Origin of the sequence: Hydrophilobacter chitinilyticus, assembly GCF_049860745.1 — a bacterium.
Taxonomy (GTDB): domain Bacteria; phylum Pseudomonadota; class Gammaproteobacteria; order Burkholderiales; family Burkholderiaceae_C; genus Rhodoferax_B.
This window is the reverse complement of record NZ_CP187561.1, coordinates 1,902,797-1,920,374: the sequence shown is the minus strand read 5'-3', so window position 1 is coordinate 1,920,374 and position 17,578 is coordinate 1,902,797. Positions and strand designations below refer to the sequence as shown.

Here is a 17,578-nt window from a genome sequence, read left to right as displayed (position 1 = left end):
CATGCATTTCATCCGGCAGGTACAAAAATATAGCCGACGCCACGCACGGTTTTCAGCACCGAGGGTTTGGCCGGGTTCGGCTCGACCTTGCGGCGCAAACGCATGATGCGCAGGTCGATGGAGCGGTCGAACACTTCCCAGCGGCGGCTGCCGTGGGCTTCCATGATCTGGTCGCGCGTGAGCGGCCGGTTGGGGTGGCGCGCAAACAGCACCAGCAACTCGTATTCGGCCACGGTGATGGGCACGTCCTGGCCTTCTGTGTCGAGCAGGCGACGGCCCTCGACGTCCAGCGTGCAACAACCGAAGCGGCAGTTGGTTGCAGCACCGTTGCCGTTTCCGTTGGCACCATGACCCCCAAGTCCGTTACCTCCGGGCAATCCCGCTCCGACGCCATTGCCATGGGGTTGCACTGGTGGCACCGCGGTTACCCCATGGGCCAAGCGCTCGGCCGCCTCGACATCGGCTGTACGGGTGGTGTTTAACCGCCGCAGCAGGCTACGCAACCGGGCCAACAGTTCACGCATCTCAAAAGGTTTGGTCACGTAGTCGTCAGCGCCCAGCTCCAGGCCCACGATGCGGTCCACCGTGTCGCTGGCGGCGGTGAGCATCACCAGGCCCACGCGCGGGTAGGTTTCACGCAGCCAACGTGCAAGAGACAGACCACTTTCGCCCGGCATGTGCACGTCGATGAGCATCACATCAGGCAGGCGCTCGGCCACCAGTGTGCGAGCCTCTGCAGCATCCATGGCGGTGCGTACGTCGAACTGATTGAACACAAAGTACTTGGCCAGTACATTGCGTAGTTCGGGCTCGTCGTCTACCACCAACAATTGTGGGTTCACATTGGATTCAGCAGCCATGGGTGGCCTCCTTCCTGCTTCAGACAGATTGTAGGACGGAGCCTACACCTAGGGCATGCCCCAAAGTGTGGGACAAACACGCAGCCATGGTTCACGCGACTTGACAGGGGCGCCCGGGCTGGCAAATCATGCCTCACCCGGAAGCACCGTCGCTGCCCTCGTTTGACCGCACCCCATGTCCGCTCAACCATTGCCCGTCACGTCCAACGATGCCTTCGACGCCCATGCGACGATAGGTTTCGCTGCAGCATCAAGCGCATGGTGGCAAGCCGCCCCCGACGGCATGCTGGTGCTGGACGCACAAGGCCTGGTGCTTGACAGCAATCCGGCGGCCGCGCGGCTGCTGGGCCACCCGGCGGCGGCGCTGCAGGGGCAACCCATCCGCGCGTTGTTTCCCGGCGCCAATCCGGCGGCATGGGCCAGCGAAAGCGACTCGGCCACATCGGCACCGAACGCCACCAGCTTTACCACTACACTTGAATTTGTCGCCAGCGACGGCACGCCGCACCAAGCCGAGCTGTCGGCTTTTGCGCTGCCACCATCACCTGCCCATAGCGCAAGTCGCCACGCCCCCCCCGCGTGGGCGGTGATGCTGCGCGATCTGCAGCACCAACGCGCGTCGCAAACCGCCCTGCGCCACTCGGAAGAACGTTACCGCGCAGTGGTGGAACACGTCAGCGAAGGCATGCTGGTGATCCAGAACGAGGTGGTGGTGTTTGCCAACGCGCGCGCCGCAGAGATCGTGCAGATGCAGGTGTCGGAGATGCAGAACATCGGCTTTCTGCACCGCGTGCACCCCGAAGATCATGCCTTGTTGCTGGACCGTCAGCGCCGTCGACTCGCGGGCGAGGACGTGCCCAGCCACTACGAAGTGCGGCTGCTGCTGCCCGATGGTGTGGTGCGCTGGATCGCCATTGGTGTGAGTGTGGTGCCGTGGGATGGCAAACCCGCCAGCCTGACTTTTTTTACCGACGTCACCCACGATAAAGAGATGCTGGAAGCGGTGCGCTCTTCCGAAGAGCGCTACCGCGCGGTGGTGGAACACGCTGGTGAAGGCGTGGTGGTGCTGCACAAGGGCGAACACAACGGCGGGCATGACGCGCACCATGCGCCTGAGCAGGTGGTGTTTGTCAACCGCCGCGCGCTGGAGATTTTGCGCATGACGCGTGCCGAGTTCGAGCAGACCTCGCCGCGCCAATTGCTGCACCCGGACGACTTCACCCGGCTACGCGAACACCGCCGTCACGCAGGCAACGGCTTGCCGCGGCGACTTGAATTGCGCATGCACATACCCGATGGCAGCCTGCTGTGGATCGAACTGGGCACGGCGGTGGTGCCGTGGTCGGACACCCAGGCCACGATGGTGTTCTTCAGTGACATCACCGAGCGCAAGACCATCATGGCCGCGCTGCACCGTTCAGAAGAACGCTATCGCGCGGTAGTGGAGCACGTGGGCGAAGGCATGGTGGTGGTGCAGAACGAGCGCTTTGTGTTTGTCAACGAGCGTGCCTCACTGATCACACGCATGTCGCGCCACGAGATGATGCGCCAAGGTTTCTTGACCGCCGTCCACCCCGACGACCGCCCCATGGTGCTGGAGCGCCAACGCCGCCGCCTGGCCGGGCAGGATGTGCCCAACCGTTATGAATTGCGTTTGCTGCACACCGACGGCAGCATCACCTGGCTGGACATTGGCGTCACGCTGGTGCCGTGGGATGGCGAAGATGCCACCTTGACCTTCTTCTCGGACGTCACGCCACGCAAAACACTTGAAGAGCAACTGCGCACCACGCTGAGTGAACGCGAGACCATCCTGGAAAACTCGCTCGTGGGCATTGCCTTCTTGACCGAGCACCAAGTGCTGCGCTGGTCCAACCGCGCGCTCTCGCGCATTTTTGGCTGGAGCAGCACACCCGGCAGCACCAGCGTGCCGCCGCTGTTCCCACGCGGCCACACCACCTGGGCCGACATGTTTCCCAACGTCGAGGCCTTTGAAGCGGCGCGGCAAACCATTGAGCAAAGCCTGCAAAACGGCAAAGTTTTCCAGAACGAAATGCAGATGCGCCGCGCCGACGGCACCTTGTTCTGGGCCGTGGTGTCGGCCAAAGCGGTGGACCGCAACGCACCCGAGCGCGGCATGGTCGGCACGGTGATGGACATCACACAACGCAAAACGCTGGAAGAAGCGTTGCAGCGCACTTCGTCCGAACGCGAAGCCATTTTCAACAGTGCGTTGGTGGGCATCGTCTTCAACATTGCGCGGCGCATTCAGTGGGTCAACAAAAAATGTTCCGAGCTCTTGGGCTACAGCCCCCAGGAGTTGGTGGGCAAGTCGACACGCGTGTTCTATGTGAACGAAGAAAGCTATCGGCACGATGGCCAGAACACGCTGGACAACCTGCGCGCCCATGGCCACTACACCACTGAGCGGCAATTGGTGCGGCGCAGTGGTGAGGTGTTCTGGGTGCAACTGGCAGGCCGCTGCGTGGTCGACCGTGACCCCGACGCCGGTGTGATCTGGACACTGCTCGACATCACCGAACGGCGCAACGCCGAGGACGGCATTCGCAACGCGCTGGAGCAACAAAAAGAGTTGAACGCGCTGCGCTCACGGTTTGTGTCGATGACCAGCCACGAATTTCGCACGCCGCTGGCCACCATTCTGTCTTCGGCGGAGTTGGTGAAGACCTATGGCGCGCGTCTGCCCGAAGCCGAACAGATGGAGCTTTTCAGCAGCATCGAAGCCAGCGTGCACCGTATGACACGCATGCTCGACCGCATGCTGCTCATCGGCCGCGCGGATGCCCAGTTGCTTGACTTTCATCCGCAGAACATCGACCTCGAACGCTTGTGCATGGGTTGCATCGACGACGCCCGCCGGCAACACAGCGAGGCCCCCAACCAAGTGCAGCTCACCTATGCGCTAGCCTCGCCCATGGGTTGTTTTGACGAACGCTTGTTGCGCCACATCCTGAACAACCTGTTGTCCAACGCCATCAAGTATTCGCCCGGCGGCGAGTTGGTTCAGTTGCAGGTTCGTGCGGTGGGCGGGCATACCGTGTTTGAAGTATTGGACCAAGGCATCGGCATTCCCACACACGAGATCCCGCACCTGTTCGAGTCGTTTCACCGCGCCAGCAACGTCGGTGACATCCACGGCACAGGGCTGGGTTTGTCGATCGTCAAGAAGGCGGTAGAGCGCCATGGCGGCAAGGTCGAGGTGCACAGCAGCCAACACAACGGCAGCCACTTCACGGTGACGATTTAAGGTGGCGCCGCACAAAGCGCGGCATGTTCGGCGCGAGCCCGGTTTCAGGGCCTGCTCGTGGACGGCCGCTTTTGAAAGGATTGGCTAATGCACTCGACGAAGGCCCGCACCCGGCCCGCATTCTGGTGGCGTGGCGGGTACACGGCGTAGATGTCCGCGTCAGGCGTATGGCACTGTGGCAGCACCTGCACCAGCTTGCCGTTGCGCAAGTAACGCTCAATATCCCACTCTGCACGCATCAAAATGCCATGACCGTCCAAGGCCCAGTTGACCGCTATCTCGCCGTCGTTGGTGGTCAGATTGCCACGCGTCTTGACGGCTTCCGTGGTCAACGATTTACCTCGGCCATTGGTCAGACGCCAGACACCATAGGCCTCCTCGCCCTGCCGAATACCAATGCAGTTGTGCCGCGTGAGATCGTGCGGCACTTTGGGCGTGCCATGCTTGGCAAGGTAGCTGGGTGCTGCACACAACAAGCGCCGGTTCTCGGCAATACGCTTTGCGATCACGCGCGCGTCTGGCGGGGCGCCAAAGCGGATGCACACGTCAAAAGCATCTTCGGTCAGCGGTGGCGGGTTGACCGAAAGCTGGAGCTGCACCTCCACGTCAGGATGCTCGACGATGAACTTCGAGATGATGGGCGCCACATGGCTACGGCCAAAACCGAGCGTCGCATTCACACGTAAAAGCCCCTTCGCGGAGGTTTTGGCGCCGCTGATCAACTGGCCTAAGTCGTCGATCTCACTCAGGATGCGCCGCGCGTGTTCCAGGTACACCTCGCCCTCTTGGGTCAAGCTCATGCGGCGTGTGGTGCGGTTCACCAACGAGACGCCGACGCGCGCTTCCATCAAGGCCAGATGTTTGCTCACGGCGGGCGTGGTGATGCCCAATTCACGGGCTGCTGCACTCAGGCTGCCGGCCGAAGCGATAGCCGAGAAAAAGCCCAGGTCGGTAGGCTGTATGCCGCTAATGGCCATAGTGATTCATTATTCATTTTGAGTAAACAATGAATCACTTTAGCGGGGCGCGAGATCGGCGTCCAGGTGCCTGGGCCGGCCCGCCAACGGCCTTGCAAAAATGCCAGTCTGCGTCAGTCGATCACCACGTTGGCGTCTTTCACCAGCCGGGCGTACTTGGCGGTGTCGGCCTTGATCTGCTCGGCCATTTGCGCGGGCGCGTCGCCCACCGGCTCTGCGCCAATATCGGCCATGCGCTTCTGAAAGTCTGGCGACTGGATGATCTTCACCATCTCGGCATTCAGTTTGGCGACCACGTCCTTGGGCGTTCCGGCCGGGGCCAGAATACCGAACCAGGTGCCTTGGTCAAAGCCCTTGAGGCCCGACTCGTCCAGCGTGGGAACATCGGGCAAGGTGCTGGAGCGTTTGGCCGTGGTCACCGCCAAAGCACGCAGCTTGCCGCTCTTGATGAACGGCACCACAGGCGTGATGGTGTCAAACGACATGGACACCTGGCCGCCCAGCAGATCGGTGGTCAGCGGGGCACTGCCTTTGTAAGGCACGTGCAGCAATTCAATGCCGGTCATGGAAGCGAACTGTGTGCCCACCAAATGCTGCAGCGTGCCATTGCCGTTTGAACCAAAGGCCAGCTTGTCTTTACTCGTCTTAGCTTCGGCGACCAGTCCTTTAACATCGGTGACCGAGGACTTGGCATTGATCACCAGCACGTTGGGCACCAGCGCGACAGTGGTCACAGGTGCAAAGCTCTTCTCGAAATCGTAGGGCAGTTTCTTGTAGACACTGGTGGCAATCGCATGGTGCACCGCCCCCATCAACAAGGTGTAGCCGTCGGGCTTGGCGGTGGCCACATAAGCGGCGCCCAAGGTGGCCCCGGCGCCGGGGCGGCTTTCCACAATGACAGGCTGACCCAGCCCGGTCGACAACTTTTCGGTCAGCGCGCGTGCCAGCACATCGGAACTGCCGCCGGGTGGAAAAGGCACCACCAAGGTAACCGGCTTGGTGGGAAAGCCCTGCGCGCTGGCGATGGTGGCGCAAAAGCCCAACGCGATGGCGGTCAAGGCGCTGCGCGGCTGGAAGGGTCTGGTGTTCATGTCTTGTCTCCTTGTATTTTTTCTCGCGACGTCACCGTCATCGGCTTTGTCAAGCCGCTTTGCGCTGCTGGGCAGAGCCCAGTTGCTCACACACCGCCTGCGTGACCTGCGCCGTGGTGGCTTTACCCCCCAGGTCACCGGTGTGCAACGCGGGGTTGGCGGTCACGCTCTCTACCGCACGCATCACCTGCGCGGCGGCCTCAAACTCACCCAGGTGCTCCAGCAGCATCACCACCGACCAGAAGGTGCCCACCGGGTTGGCCAAGCCCTTGCCCATGATGTCGAAGGCCGAGCCGTGGATGGGCTCGAACATCGACGGGTAGCGGCGCTCGGGGTCGATGTTGCCGGTGGGTGCAATGCCCAGACTGCCGGCCAGAGCGGCGGCCAGGTCGCTCAGGATGTCGGCGTGCAAGTTGGTGGCGACGATGGTATCCAGCGTGGCCGGGCGGTTGACCATGCGGGCGGTGGCGGCGTCGACCAGTTCCTTGTCCCACTGCACGTCGGGAAACTCTTTGGAAATTTGCACTGCGATCTCGTCCCACATCACCATGGCGTGGCGCTGGGCGTTGCTCTTGGTCACCACCGTCAGCAACTTGCGCGGGCGCGACTGGGCCAGCTTGAAGGCAAAGCGCATGATGCGTTCCACCCCGGCGCGCGTCATCATCGACACGTCGGTGGCGGCCTCGATCGGGTGGCCTTGGTGCACCCGGCCACCCACGCCGGCGTATTCGCCTTCGGAGTTCTCGCGCACGATAACCCAGTTCAGGTCGTCGGGGTCGCAACGTTTGAGCGGGCCGTCGATGCCTGGCAGGATGCGCGTGGGCCGCACGTTGGCGTATTGGTCAAAGCCCTGGCAAATCTTCAGCCGCAGGCCCCAGAGGGTGATGTGGTCGGGGATGTGCGGGTCACCGGCAGAGCCAAACAGAATGGCGTCCTTGTCGCGCAGCGCGTCCAGGCCGTTGTCCGGCATCATCACGCCGTGGGCGCGGAACCAATCGCCACCCCAGCCGAAGTTCTCGAACTCAAAGTTGAAGCTGTGGCTGGAGCGGGCCAGGGCTTCGAGCACCTGTTGGCCTGCAGGCACCACTTCTTTGCCAATGCCATCGCCCGGGATCGTCGCGATCTTGTAAGTCTTCATCAAAGTCTCCGTTGTAGGAGACTTCATTCTGCGGTTCGGTCACCAGAAAAAATCGGCGGCTAGGTTAAGGCATTTTTAACCTGCGTTGAACAATCACAAGGGCTCGCGTTCAGTCAAACCGGTCGAGCGGTGCCAGCAAATCGGCCAAGTCGGCTTGGCTGAACTTGGTGGCACCCACATGGTCCTCACCCAACACGCCGCTGGCCAGGGCCTGTTTGCGGGCTTGCAATTCGAGCATGCGTTCTTCAATGCTGCCTTGCACCAGCAGCTTGTAGACCAGCACGTTTTTGTTCTGGCCAATGCGGTGCGCGCGTGCCGTGGCCTGGGCTTCAACGGCCGGGTTCCACCACGGGTCCATGTGGATCACGGTATCGGCTGCGGTGAGGTTCAGGCCCAAGCCACCGGCCTTCAAGCTCACCAGCATGATGGGCACGGCCTGCGCCTGGAATTGCGCCACCACGGCGCCGCGCTGCGCCGGTGGTGTGCGCCCCGTGAGCGCCAACCAGGGCAGTTGCAATGTGGTGAGTTCTTCACCAATCAGCGTGAGCAGCGAGGTGAACTGGGAGAACACCAGCACACGCCGGCCCTCTTGCACCAGCGCGGGCAGCATGTCGCGCAGCAGCTCCAGCTTGGCGTGTTCGATGTTGCCCGCGAGCTGATGGCCGCGCACCAGGCGCGGGTCGCAACACACCTGGCGCAGCCGCAGCAAGGCACCGAGCACACTGATCTGCGCGCGCTCCAGACCACGCTTGGCGAGCACACGGCGCACCACATGGTCAGCGGCCACACGCACGCTTTCGTACAGCAGGCGCTGCTGGCCTTGCAGCTCCACGCGGCGAATCACTTCGGTGATGGGCGGCAGTTCGGTGGCCACATCGTTCTTGCGGCGGCGCAAGATGAACGGGCGCACGCGCCGCGCCAAGGCGGCCGCGCGCTGGGTCTCGCCGCCCTCTTCAATCGGTTTGCGCCACTGGCGGTAAAAGCCGCGTACGTCGCCCAAAAAGCCGGGCATCAAAAAATCGAACTGCGCCCACAACTCGCCCAGGTGGTTTTCCAGTGGCGTGCCCGTCAGCGCCAGCCGGTGGCGCGCCTGCAGGCGGCGCACGGCGCGCGAGGCACGGCCAGCCGCGTTCTTCACGGTTTGCGCTTCGTCCAACACCAGCAGGTGGAACGGTTGTGCGGCCAGCACACGCACGTCGCGCCACAGCAGGCTGTAGGTGGTGAGCACCAGGTCGGCCTCGCCCATGCGCGCGTGGGCGGCTTCGCGTTGCGCGCCGTGCAGCGTCAGCACGCGCAGGCCGGGCGCCATGCGGCGGGCTTCGTCTTGCCAGTTGAACAACAACGAGGTGGGCACGATGACCAGCGCCGGGCAGTCGAGTCGACCGGCATTTTTCTCAACCAAGATATGCGCCAAGGTTTGCGCGGTTTTTCCCAGGCCCATGTCGTCGGCCAAGATGCCGGCGAGTTGTTGTGCGCGCAGATATTGCAGCCAGGCCAGGCCTTCGAGCTGGTAGGGCCGCAGCGTGATGGTCAAACCCTGGGGCGCCGCCACAGCACTAGGGCCCCCGGCTTTGCCTAAACGCTGCGCCAGCAGGTGTAAACCGTCGGCGCCTTGCAGTTGCCAACGGCCGTGTTCACCGGCCCGTTTGGCCAAGGCTTGCGCACTTTCGCTCAGGCCCTGGCGCAGAGAGTCGAGACGGAACATGTCCCAGCCCGCCAGCGGCAGCGGGCCGGCGCGGCGGGTGGTGCTCAACACGTCGAGCATGGCGGCAACGATGGCTTTGATCGGCCCCGCCGGGGCTTCGATGCGACGGCCACCAGGCGCGCGCAGTTGCACCAGGTCGAGGGCATCGATGGCGGCGAGTTTGTCGGCGTACAACCAGCGCGAATCGCGTCGCAGCAGATCGGCCAGCATGGGCGCGAGGTCGAGTTGCTCTCCGTCGACTTCCACGCCCAAGCTCAGCAGCCAACTGCCTTCGCGGCGCGCCAGGCCCAAGCCGGCGACGGGCGGTGGGCCGGGTTGCAGCGGGCCATCGACCGCTTGGCCCAGCACGGCGCCAGTGCCGGGTTCCAACACCAGCCGCCAGGCCGAAACCGGCACGCTGTGGTGCGCAAAGCCCGGTCGCACCCACACCACCCAACCCAGGGCTTGCAGTTGCGGCACGGACTCGGCCCAGAAGTCGGCAAAGTAAGGTTCTTGCGCCAGCGTCCAACACGTGCCCAGGCTTTGACCCAGGTCTGCCGCGCGCCATTGCAAGGCCTGCGGCGGTACGGGAAAGAAGCCCATGGCGGCCATGCCACGCTGCGCGGCCTGCTGCAGCTCAAAACTGGCGGCGGCCAGAGGTTTGGGGACAGGTGGCTCAGCATGGTTGCCCGAGGGCGCCAGCCAGTCGAGCAACGCCACGGTCACATCCGGCCCGCGTGGGCCGGAGCCGCCGCAGGCCATCATGCCCAACAGCCCATCACCCCGGCCCAGCGTGCGCAATTCGATGCGCGGGCGCCAGCCGCCCAGATGAAGACCATCGAACGATTGGGCGACACCTACCACCGGCGGTTTGGCGGTCTTGCTGGTGGCTGCGGGTGCGCGGGGCTTTGAAGGACGAGGAGAGATGGGCATGGTGAAGTGCAACGATTGTCGCCCGAGCGCCCGGCCTTTCCAGTTGTCAGCCAGCAACCTGCTGCCAGCAAAGATTGCGCAGCATGCCTATAATTTTTAAGCCCCAGCAAATTGCCGGGGCAGCGTTCTCAGGGCGAGGTGCAATTCCTCACCGGCGGTGATACCCGAAAGGGGCAAGCCCGCGAGCGCCCGGCCACTTCAGCGATGAGGTTGCCGGGGTCAGCAGACCCGGTGTGACTCCGGGGCCGACGGTCATAGTCCGGATGAAAGAGAGCGCGAACCACTGCCCTGCCGGGCGGCGCATGTCTGTGCCGCTGCGTGTGCGGCCGTGCGCTCGTGCGCCCTGATTCTGGAATTGACCTTTTCAAGGACACCATGAGTCAGTCTGTTATTGCTTCCGTACCCACCGCAACGTCTTCTGTTGCGCCCTCCCCCAAACCCATGCGCGTGGCGTTTTTGCACGCCAGTTGGCATGCCGACATCGTGACCCAGGCGCGTGATGCGTTTGTGGCCGAAATGGGCCTGCTGGGCGTGCCCAGTGCCTCCATCGATGTGCTGGCCCTGCCCGGCGCCTACGAGCTGCCGCTGCATGCCAAGAAACTCGCCAAGACCGGCCAATACGACGCCATCGTCGCCTGCGCGCTGGTGGTGGACGGCGGCATTTACCGCCACGACTTTGTGGCACAGACCGTGGTCTCCGCGCTGATGGACGTGCAGTTGGAAACCGAAGTGCCCGCCTTCTCGGTCGTGCTGACGCCGCACAACTTCCACGAACACGCCGAACACCGCGAGTACTTCCACAAGCACTTTCTGGTCAAGGGCAAAGAAGCCGCACGTGCTTGCGTGGCGACGGTAGCGAGCTTGCGCCAACTCGCCGCCGTAGCGGCTTAACCCGCAGACTTAGCAGCCAGCCTTAGCTGGCTGGGTAAGGGCCCCACACCGCACGGTTGCGGCCCTGTTGCTTCGCCTGGTAGAGCAGCGAGTCGGCGTGCTCCAGCATGCCCTGCGGCGTGTGTTTGGCGCCCGGCCGCAGTTGCACGGCGCCCACACTGATCGACACCACCGGCGCCACTTTGGAGCCGACGTGGGGAATGCCTTGTGCCACCACGTCCAGGCACAGGCGGTTCAGCAAGTCGTTCATGTCAGGCACCACCGGCAGCAGCAGTGCGAATTCTTCACCGCCATAACGCGCCGCCAGGTCGTACGGACGGCGTGCAAAGCTGGCGACGACCTGTGCCACGCGGCGCAGCGTTTCATCACCTGCGGCGTGGCCGTAATGGTCGTTGTATTGCTTGAAGAAGTCCACGTCGATCATCGCCAATGACACCGGCTCTTGCCGGCGCACCGCCGTTTGGCAGCTCAGCATCAAAGCCTCGTCAAAGGTGCGGCGGTTGGCAATGCCGGTCAGCGCGTCGTGCCCTGCCAGGCGCTCCAGCTCTTTGCGCTGCGCGATCAGGCGCAAATGGTTGTGGATGCGCACTTTGACAATCGCCGGACGGATGGGCTTGAACACGTAGTCCACAGCGCCCAGCAGCAAGCCTTTTTCTTCGTCGCTCTCTTCGGTGGCACCGCTGATGAAAATGACGCGCACGTCTTGCACGGGCGGCGACGTATTGAGTTGCTGCAGCACTTCGTAGCCCGACATGCCCGGCATGCCCACGTCCAGCAACACCAGGCAAATGCTGGCATCTTCGTGGATGCGCTGCAAAGCCGTGGGGCCATCTTTAGCCAACACCACCCGCGAATCGGGGCTCAAAAGTTCTGCGAGCATGGTGCGGCTAACGCGGTCGTCATCGACGATCAGCACCGATTGTTGTTCCAGTCCGTCCACGTGTTACGTCCTTTCACTCAGTTCGTGCAACTTGGCCTTCACCGCAGCCAACGCATCGGCCGCTGCTTCCAGTTCCAGATCTTCAAACCGCAACAGCGCCGTTTCGGCCAGCGCAGCCAATGGCGTACCATCCACTGCGGCCTTCAACTGCATCAACAACGCCGAGGCCGCATAGCTGCCTTGCACCACCTGGGGCTCCAGGCGGCCCAGCAAATCGATCAACTGCGGCACGGCTTCGGGTGCGAACGCGGCCTTAGACGAGGGCGGCGCCGCGTCGCCCGACGCGTGTTTCTTTTCATTACAGTATTGCACTATTCCGCCCAGCACAAGTGCCAGTTCATGGCGAAACGCTTCGGCTGCGGGTGCGATCTGCGCCGCGTTGCCCCCCGGCGCGAGGCGCTCCAATGCTTCTGCGGCGTTACCCAAGACCTCGGCACCCAGGTAGCGTGCGGCCGACTTGACGGTGTGCGCCACCTCGCCCGCCGGGGCATACCGGGCTTGTGCAAGATCCGCTTCCAACTGCGCATCCACGCTTGAGAAGTCGCGCAAAAAACCGCGCAACAGACGTTGCACGCGGTCGGGCTGATGCCCCAGCCGCGCCAATGCCAAAGACAAGTCCATGCCCGGCAAATGCGTGGGCAAGGCTGCCTCAGTGGCGGGGCTTACATTGCCAGTGGAAACCATGGACGTCGCGACAAGCGTGGCGCGGTCCGATGGATTTGTGGCTTCCCCGGCCGACGCGCCAACCGGCGGTAAGAACTGCAGCAGCGTGCGGAACAACTGCATCTCGTCAATGGGCTTGGTGAGGTGCGCATCCATACCCGCCGCAGAAGTGGCTTGCCCGCTGACCACTTGGTCTTGCGCCGTCAGCGCAATCACCGGCAAGCGCGCCCAGCGCAGGTTTCGACGAATCTCGCGGGTGGCAGTCAGGCCGTCCATGTGTGGCATTTGAATGTCCATCAGCACGGCGTCGAAGTCGGCCACTTCCAGGCATGCAATCGCTTCAATGCCATCGGCCGCCGTCTCCACGACCATGCGTGCCGAGGCCAGAAACTCACTCGCTACTTCGCGGTTGAGTTGGTTGTCGTCCACCACCAGTACACGTTTGCCCACCAGGGCCGCAAAGGCTGGCAGCTTGGGCAGCCATTGGTTCAGTGCGGCATAGAGTTTCTCGGGCTCAACCGGTTTGACCAGCAGGTCGTTCATGCCCGCTCCACGCAAGTGGTGCTGGGCATCGAGACCGGTCTCGCCAGTTAGGCCCAGAATCGGCAGCCAGGCAAAACGCGGGTCGGCGCGCAGCTTGCGCGTGGTGGTGGCGCCGTCCATGCCGGGCATGCGGCTGTCCATCAGCACGATTTCGATGTCGCCCTGCTCCATCCGCGCAATGGCCTCCATCCCGGAACTGGCCACAGCCACATCCATGCCTGCCTGGCGTAAAAATTCTGTGGCCACTTCCTGGCTGAGGGCGTTGTCTTCCACCAGCAACACGCGGCGGCCGCGCAGCTTCTCCATGTCCAGCGCCTGGTTGACCGTCACCTTGGGGGCACTGCTGTTCATGCCCAACACGTCGCAGACGGTGTCGTACAGCACCGACTGGGTGACCGGTTTGATCAGCAAGCCGGCGAGTTGCATGGCCGTGGCGCGGTTGATGATGTCTTCACCGGCGAAAGCCGTGACCATGAGCACCGACGGTGCGGCAGCGTGGCCGTATTGGGCATAGACCCGGCGCGCGGTTTCCAGGCCGTCCATCTCGGGCATGCGCCAGTCCATCAGCACCAGGTCGTAAGGCGGCTCGGCGGGGTGCATCTCTTGCAGGCGTTCCAGGCACGCGCGCCCCGAGGACACCGCGTCCACAGCCAGGCCGAAGCCACGTAGCATCATGGACAAAACATCGCGCGCGCTCTGGTTGTCATCCACCACCAATGCGCGGCACTGGCCCAGCGCGGGCCGTTCCAGTTGCTTGTAGCGCGTGTCTGCGCTACGTTCGACGTGGCCCATTTGCACGATGAAGCTGAAGGTGCTGCCACGCCCGGGTTTGCTGGTGACCCAGATCCGGCCGTGCATCAATTCCACCAACTTGCGGCAGATCGACAACCCCAGGCCCGTGCCACCGAAATGGCGCGTGGTGTGGCTGTCGGCTTGTGAGAACGGGGTGAAGAGGCGTGCCACCTGTTGCTCGTCGAGGCCAATGCCGGTGTCGCGTACCGAAAAGCGCAACGACTGCATGCGCCCCTCGACCACGGATTCGACCGCGACCGACACTTCGACCTCGCCTTTTTCGGTGAACTTGAGCGCGTTGCTGACCAGGTTGATCAACACCTGGCCCAGACGCAAGGGGTCGCCCAGCAGGCGCGTGGGCACATCGGGGTGCACGCCGTAGACCACCTCCAAACCCTTTTCTTCAGCGCGCATGCCGGTGGCGCTGGAGACGGTCTCCAACAATGACTCCAGCGAGAACTCGATCTGCTCCAGGTCCATCTTGCCGGCTTCGATCTTGGAGAGGTCGAGCAGGTCGTTGACGATGGCCAGCAGCAGCTTGGCCGAGATGTCGATCTTGGAAAGGTAGTCACGCTGCTTGGCCGACATTTGCGTTTGCATCACCAGCCGCGTCATGCCCAACACGGTGTTCATCGGCGTGCGGATTTCATGGCTCATGAAGGCGAGGAATTCACTCTTCAGCCGCTCAGCAGCCTCGGCCGTTTCTTTGGCTTGGCGCAAAGCCTGAGCAGACTCTTGCTCGGCTGTCACGTCCCACACCGTGCCGACAATGCGGTCGGGCTGCCCCTTGTCATCACGGTGGACCTGGGCGTGCACGCGCACGTGGCGCACAGAGCCGTGCAGTTGGACGATGCGCATCTCCAGGTCCAGCACCGAGCCGTGGGCCATGACGTGCTGCCAATGCTCAAGCACGCGTGTGCGATCGTCTGGGTGCAGATAGCTGATCATGCCGTCCAGCGTGCCGTCGAACTCGGTTTCGGTGCGGTCAAAGATCAGATGGCTTTGTTTGTCCCAGTGAAAGCGCTGCTGCAGGAAATCAAATTCGATGATGCCCACACCACCGGCCATCGTGGCCAGCTCCAGCCGCTCTTTTTCTTTGGACAAGGCTTCGGCCGCTTGTTTGTAGCGCGCTTCGCTGGCGCTCAACTCCACCGCAATGCGCCGCTCGGCATCGGCCCGCGCATGCAGCGCATCGTCGGCATTCGCCAAACTCACGCGCAAGCCTTCAAACTCTTGCACCAAGGTGCTGGGCACGGGGTCCATGGGTTCGTTGTCGTTCGAGGCCACGCGCCGCGCATTCGCAGCCAATGCACGCACCGGGCGCAACACCGTGCGCGACAACCAAAACGCCCCGAGCAAAGCCACCGCGCCCGACACACCGCCCCAGAGCAGCAGGTTGCGCAGAGGGTCTTGCCAACGCGCGTTGAAACTGTCGCGCGACTCCCCGACCACAACCACCCAGCCCGGTGTGCCGGTGAGACGAGAGAAGCCCAGAATCACCGGCCGGCCTTCCAAGGTCTTGGCTTCAAACCAGCCACGCGCATCGGCCGTGGCCTGCACCTTGGGCCAATCGGGTACGGGCCTGCCGATGAACTGGTCGCCATCGCGCGAGCGCGCCAAAACGCGGCCATTGCCATCGACCACGGCGATCAACATGTCTGGGGCAAACAGGCTCTGGCGCTGCAGCGAACGGATCAACTGCGCGGGCGACACGGTCAGCACCAGCGAGGTCTCGGGGTTGTTGTCGGCACGGTAGAGCACACCCACGGCGACGCGCAGGCTACCGTCTTTGGGGTCGGCAAAAAGATTGGAGACGGCGGGGTCGCGCTTGTCGGCCACCGCATTCACCAGACCCACCGGCACGCCGGTGGCGAGCAAGGTGTCTGGCGGCAGCCGCGCATCACCAGGCCACTCGACGGAGAGACGACCGCGTAAGAAAGCACTGGCCTGGGAGCGACGCGCACCGGCCAAGGGATGGTCCCAGTTGTACTCTAGCGGCATGCTGGCCAGAGCGTCCATGGTGGTGAAAGCTGTGGAGAGTTCGCTCTCCACCGAATTGCCAACAGCGCTGGCCGTTTGCAAAATGTGCTCGACCGATGATTTTTGGTAGCCCACCCCCACCTGCCAGATGGAGATACCTGCCGTCACCACCACCGGAAGCAAGGCGACAAGCACCAGCAACCCCAAGTAGAAACGCAAGCTTCTTTGACCGAATAGACGACGAGAGCCTACGTTCATGCCTGTGTTTGGCGCGGCCCCGTCTGGTGAGACAGGGGCGCTGCGCTGTAGTGGTGTTGGGAGCGCCGAAGACTTCGGCGGATCGCAACAATACTAACGCGAATTACCTGAAATCACACCTGCGTGGCGCGAGGGCACCACAGCCGTGACATCACCACGGGGTGGGCCTGCGGGCACGGCCCGCAAGGCCGCGTTGCTTAGTGCAACATCAGACTGCGTTCACCTTTGCACTTGCCCGCACGCGCAGGCGGGTTGCAAAGGCCACACACGTACTGGCGTGGGTTCTCGTACAGCTCGGTCACAAACTTGCCGCCGCAGTGGCTGCAGGCGGTCATGTTGAGCATATTGGCGTCGACAAACTTCACCAGGCGCCAAGCGCGGGTGAAGGACAGCAAGGCATCGATCTCGGCGGCGTGTACTTGCTCTTCGTACAGGCGGTAGGCCTTGGTCAGGATGTCGATGGAGTCCAGTTCGATGCTCTTCGACAGGTATTCGTAGATGTTCAAGAACAGCGACGAATGGATGTTCTCTTGCCACGACAAAAACCAGTCGGTGGAGAACGGCAGTTGGCCTTTGGAAGGCGACTTGCCCGAAACCTCTTTGTACAAACGCAGCAGGCGCTCGTAAGACAAATCGGTTTCAGATTCCAGCACCTGCATGCGGGCTCCCATGCGGATCAACGCTGCCGCGCGTTCCACTTGCTGCGAATCGCGCAGCACACTTTTGATGGCCTTGACGGGATCTTTGGCGGTGTTCATGCCAAGCTCCTGTTACAGCACTTCGGCCACGCGGCCGGCCATCAGAATGTTGGCGTGCAACTTGTTGGTGGCATGGTTGCCCACCTTCTTTTCTGGCAGGTCGTGGTTGGTCAACAAGCTCCACACCAGGTTGTCGTCCACACGGAAATGGCACAGCAACATGTTGCTTGAAGCCAGCTTGAAAATCTGCGCTGCCGACAGCGCGGCCAGCAGGTCTGCCGACTCTTCATTGAGACCAAGTCGAAACAAGGCTTCTGCCTTGTCCTGGCGAATCAGGCTTTGCGCCAGCATCAGGTAAGTCAGGTTGGTTTCGCGAATTTCGGCGATGATTTGATCGCTGTTCATAAGATGGTCCTTTCAGTTTGCCGAGTGGGCCCTACTGGTTTCACCGGTGCTGTACCGAGGAAGCGCAGAAGGCCGATCCGTTGAAATGGATTGTGAATTCGGGCCAAACAGAAATTAAGTCGGGGGATTGATATTCGGCGCGTCTGGTTTTGAAAGCGCCTCTGTAAGCCTTTTTCTTACAGCGCACCGCCACAACCTGACGCCCTCATGAGACGAAAAAACAGCCAATGCCCCGGGGCACCTGGGGCAGACTGTCGCCGACGTGTCAGCCTGAAGAGGAGGACTTTGCTGCAGCGCACCCTAAAAAAGAGCGATCGATGAACCATAGCTGAAACACCTTCTGAAGATCGTGCATTCAGAGGGTGAAATTCAGGCGAGATTGCGCCATTGGTGGGCGTTGTAGAAAAGCACCAACGCTGAGGTGTTCAACGGGAACTTGCATCAGACCTTTGCCAAT

At 62.6% G+C, this 17,578-nt stretch carries 11 protein-coding genes and 1 riboswitch; of the genes, 2 read left to right on the top strand and 9 right to left on the bottom strand.

Annotated features, from left to right (window positions below; translation table 11 throughout):
- Window positions 1-8: 8 nt before the first annotated feature.
- A complete protein-coding gene (locus ACPWMG_RS08640; protein WP_483304234.1) occupies window positions 9-860 on the bottom strand; it encodes a response regulator in 852 nt (283 codons plus the stop codon).
- A 175-nt stretch (window positions 861-1,035) separates the two neighbouring features.
- On the opposite strand from ACPWMG_RS08640, the gene ACPWMG_RS08635 reads away from it, so the two are divergent.
- The gene (locus ACPWMG_RS08635) at window positions 1,036-4,128 is read left to right on the top strand and encodes a PAS domain-containing sensor histidine kinase (RefSeq protein WP_483304233.1); all 3,093 of its coding nucleotides are present in this window, start codon (window positions 1,036-1,038) and stop codon (window positions 4,126-4,128) included.
- A gap of 44 nt (window positions 4,129-4,172) precedes the next feature.
- Here ACPWMG_RS08635 and ACPWMG_RS08630 read toward each other — a convergent pair whose 3' ends face one another.
- The 4 genes from ACPWMG_RS08630 to ACPWMG_RS08615 form a co-directional block, all read right to left on the bottom strand.
- Window positions 4,173-5,105 carry a LysR substrate-binding domain-containing protein gene (locus tag ACPWMG_RS08630; RefSeq protein ID WP_483304232.1) on the bottom strand — a complete coding sequence of 311 codons (933 nt, stop codon included), beginning with the start codon at window positions 5,103-5,105 and terminating at the stop codon, window positions 4,173-4,175.
- Between the two features lie 113 nt (window positions 5,106-5,218).
- Window positions 5,219-6,196 (bottom strand): Bug family tripartite tricarboxylate transporter substrate binding protein, encoded by a 978-nt coding sequence (locus tag ACPWMG_RS08625; RefSeq protein ID WP_483304231.1) that lies wholly within the window; start codon window positions 6,194-6,196, stop codon window positions 5,219-5,221.
- Between the two features lie 49 nt (window positions 6,197-6,245).
- Window positions 6,246-7,334, bottom strand: a complete 1,089-nt coding sequence (locus ACPWMG_RS08620; RefSeq protein ID WP_483304230.1) for a tartrate dehydrogenase — start codon at window positions 7,332-7,334, stop codon at window positions 6,246-6,248.
- A 109-nt stretch (window positions 7,335-7,443) separates the two neighbouring features.
- A complete protein-coding gene (locus ACPWMG_RS08615) occupies window positions 7,444-9,951 on the bottom strand; it encodes a DEAD/DEAH box helicase (protein WP_483304229.1) in 2,508 nt (835 codons plus the stop codon).
- 120 nt (window positions 9,952-10,071) lie between these two features.
- Window positions 10,072-10,230: riboswitch (FMN riboswitch) on the top strand.
- A 96-nt stretch (window positions 10,231-10,326) separates the two neighbouring features.
- Between ACPWMG_RS08615 and ACPWMG_RS08610 the strand changes: the two genes are divergently transcribed.
- Window positions 10,327-10,842 carry a 6,7-dimethyl-8-ribityllumazine synthase gene (locus ACPWMG_RS08610; RefSeq protein ID WP_483304228.1) on the top strand — a complete coding sequence of 172 codons (516 nt, stop codon included), beginning with the start codon at window positions 10,327-10,329 and terminating at the stop codon, window positions 10,840-10,842.
- Between the two features lie 22 nt (window positions 10,843-10,864).
- Here ACPWMG_RS08610 and ACPWMG_RS08605 read toward each other — a convergent pair whose 3' ends face one another.
- The 4 genes from ACPWMG_RS08605 to flhD all read right to left on the bottom strand — a co-directional run bounded on the left by ACPWMG_RS08605 (window position 10,865) and on the right by flhD (window position 17,121).
- On the bottom strand, window positions 10,865-11,782 hold the full coding sequence (locus ACPWMG_RS08605; RefSeq protein WP_483304227.1) for a GGDEF domain-containing response regulator: 918 nt from the start codon (window positions 11,780-11,782) through the stop codon (window positions 10,865-10,867).
- A 3-nt stretch (window positions 11,783-11,785) separates the two neighbouring features.
- The gene (locus ACPWMG_RS08600) at window positions 11,786-15,979 is read right to left on the bottom strand and encodes a response regulator (protein WP_483304226.1); all 4,194 of its coding nucleotides are present in this window, start codon (window positions 15,977-15,979) and stop codon (window positions 11,786-11,788) included.
- Window positions 15,980-16,215: 236 nt separating this feature from the next.
- A complete protein-coding gene (gene flhC / locus ACPWMG_RS08595) occupies window positions 16,216-16,776 on the bottom strand; it encodes a flagellar transcriptional regulator FlhC (protein WP_483304225.1) in 561 nt (186 codons plus the stop codon).
- 12 nt (window positions 16,777-16,788) lie between these two features.
- Window positions 16,789-17,121 carry a flagellar transcriptional regulator FlhD gene (gene flhD, locus ACPWMG_RS08590; RefSeq protein WP_422828850.1) on the bottom strand — a complete coding sequence of 111 codons (333 nt, stop codon included), beginning with the start codon at window positions 17,119-17,121 and terminating at the stop codon, window positions 16,789-16,791.
- Between the last annotated feature and the right edge of the window lie 457 nt (window positions 17,122-17,578).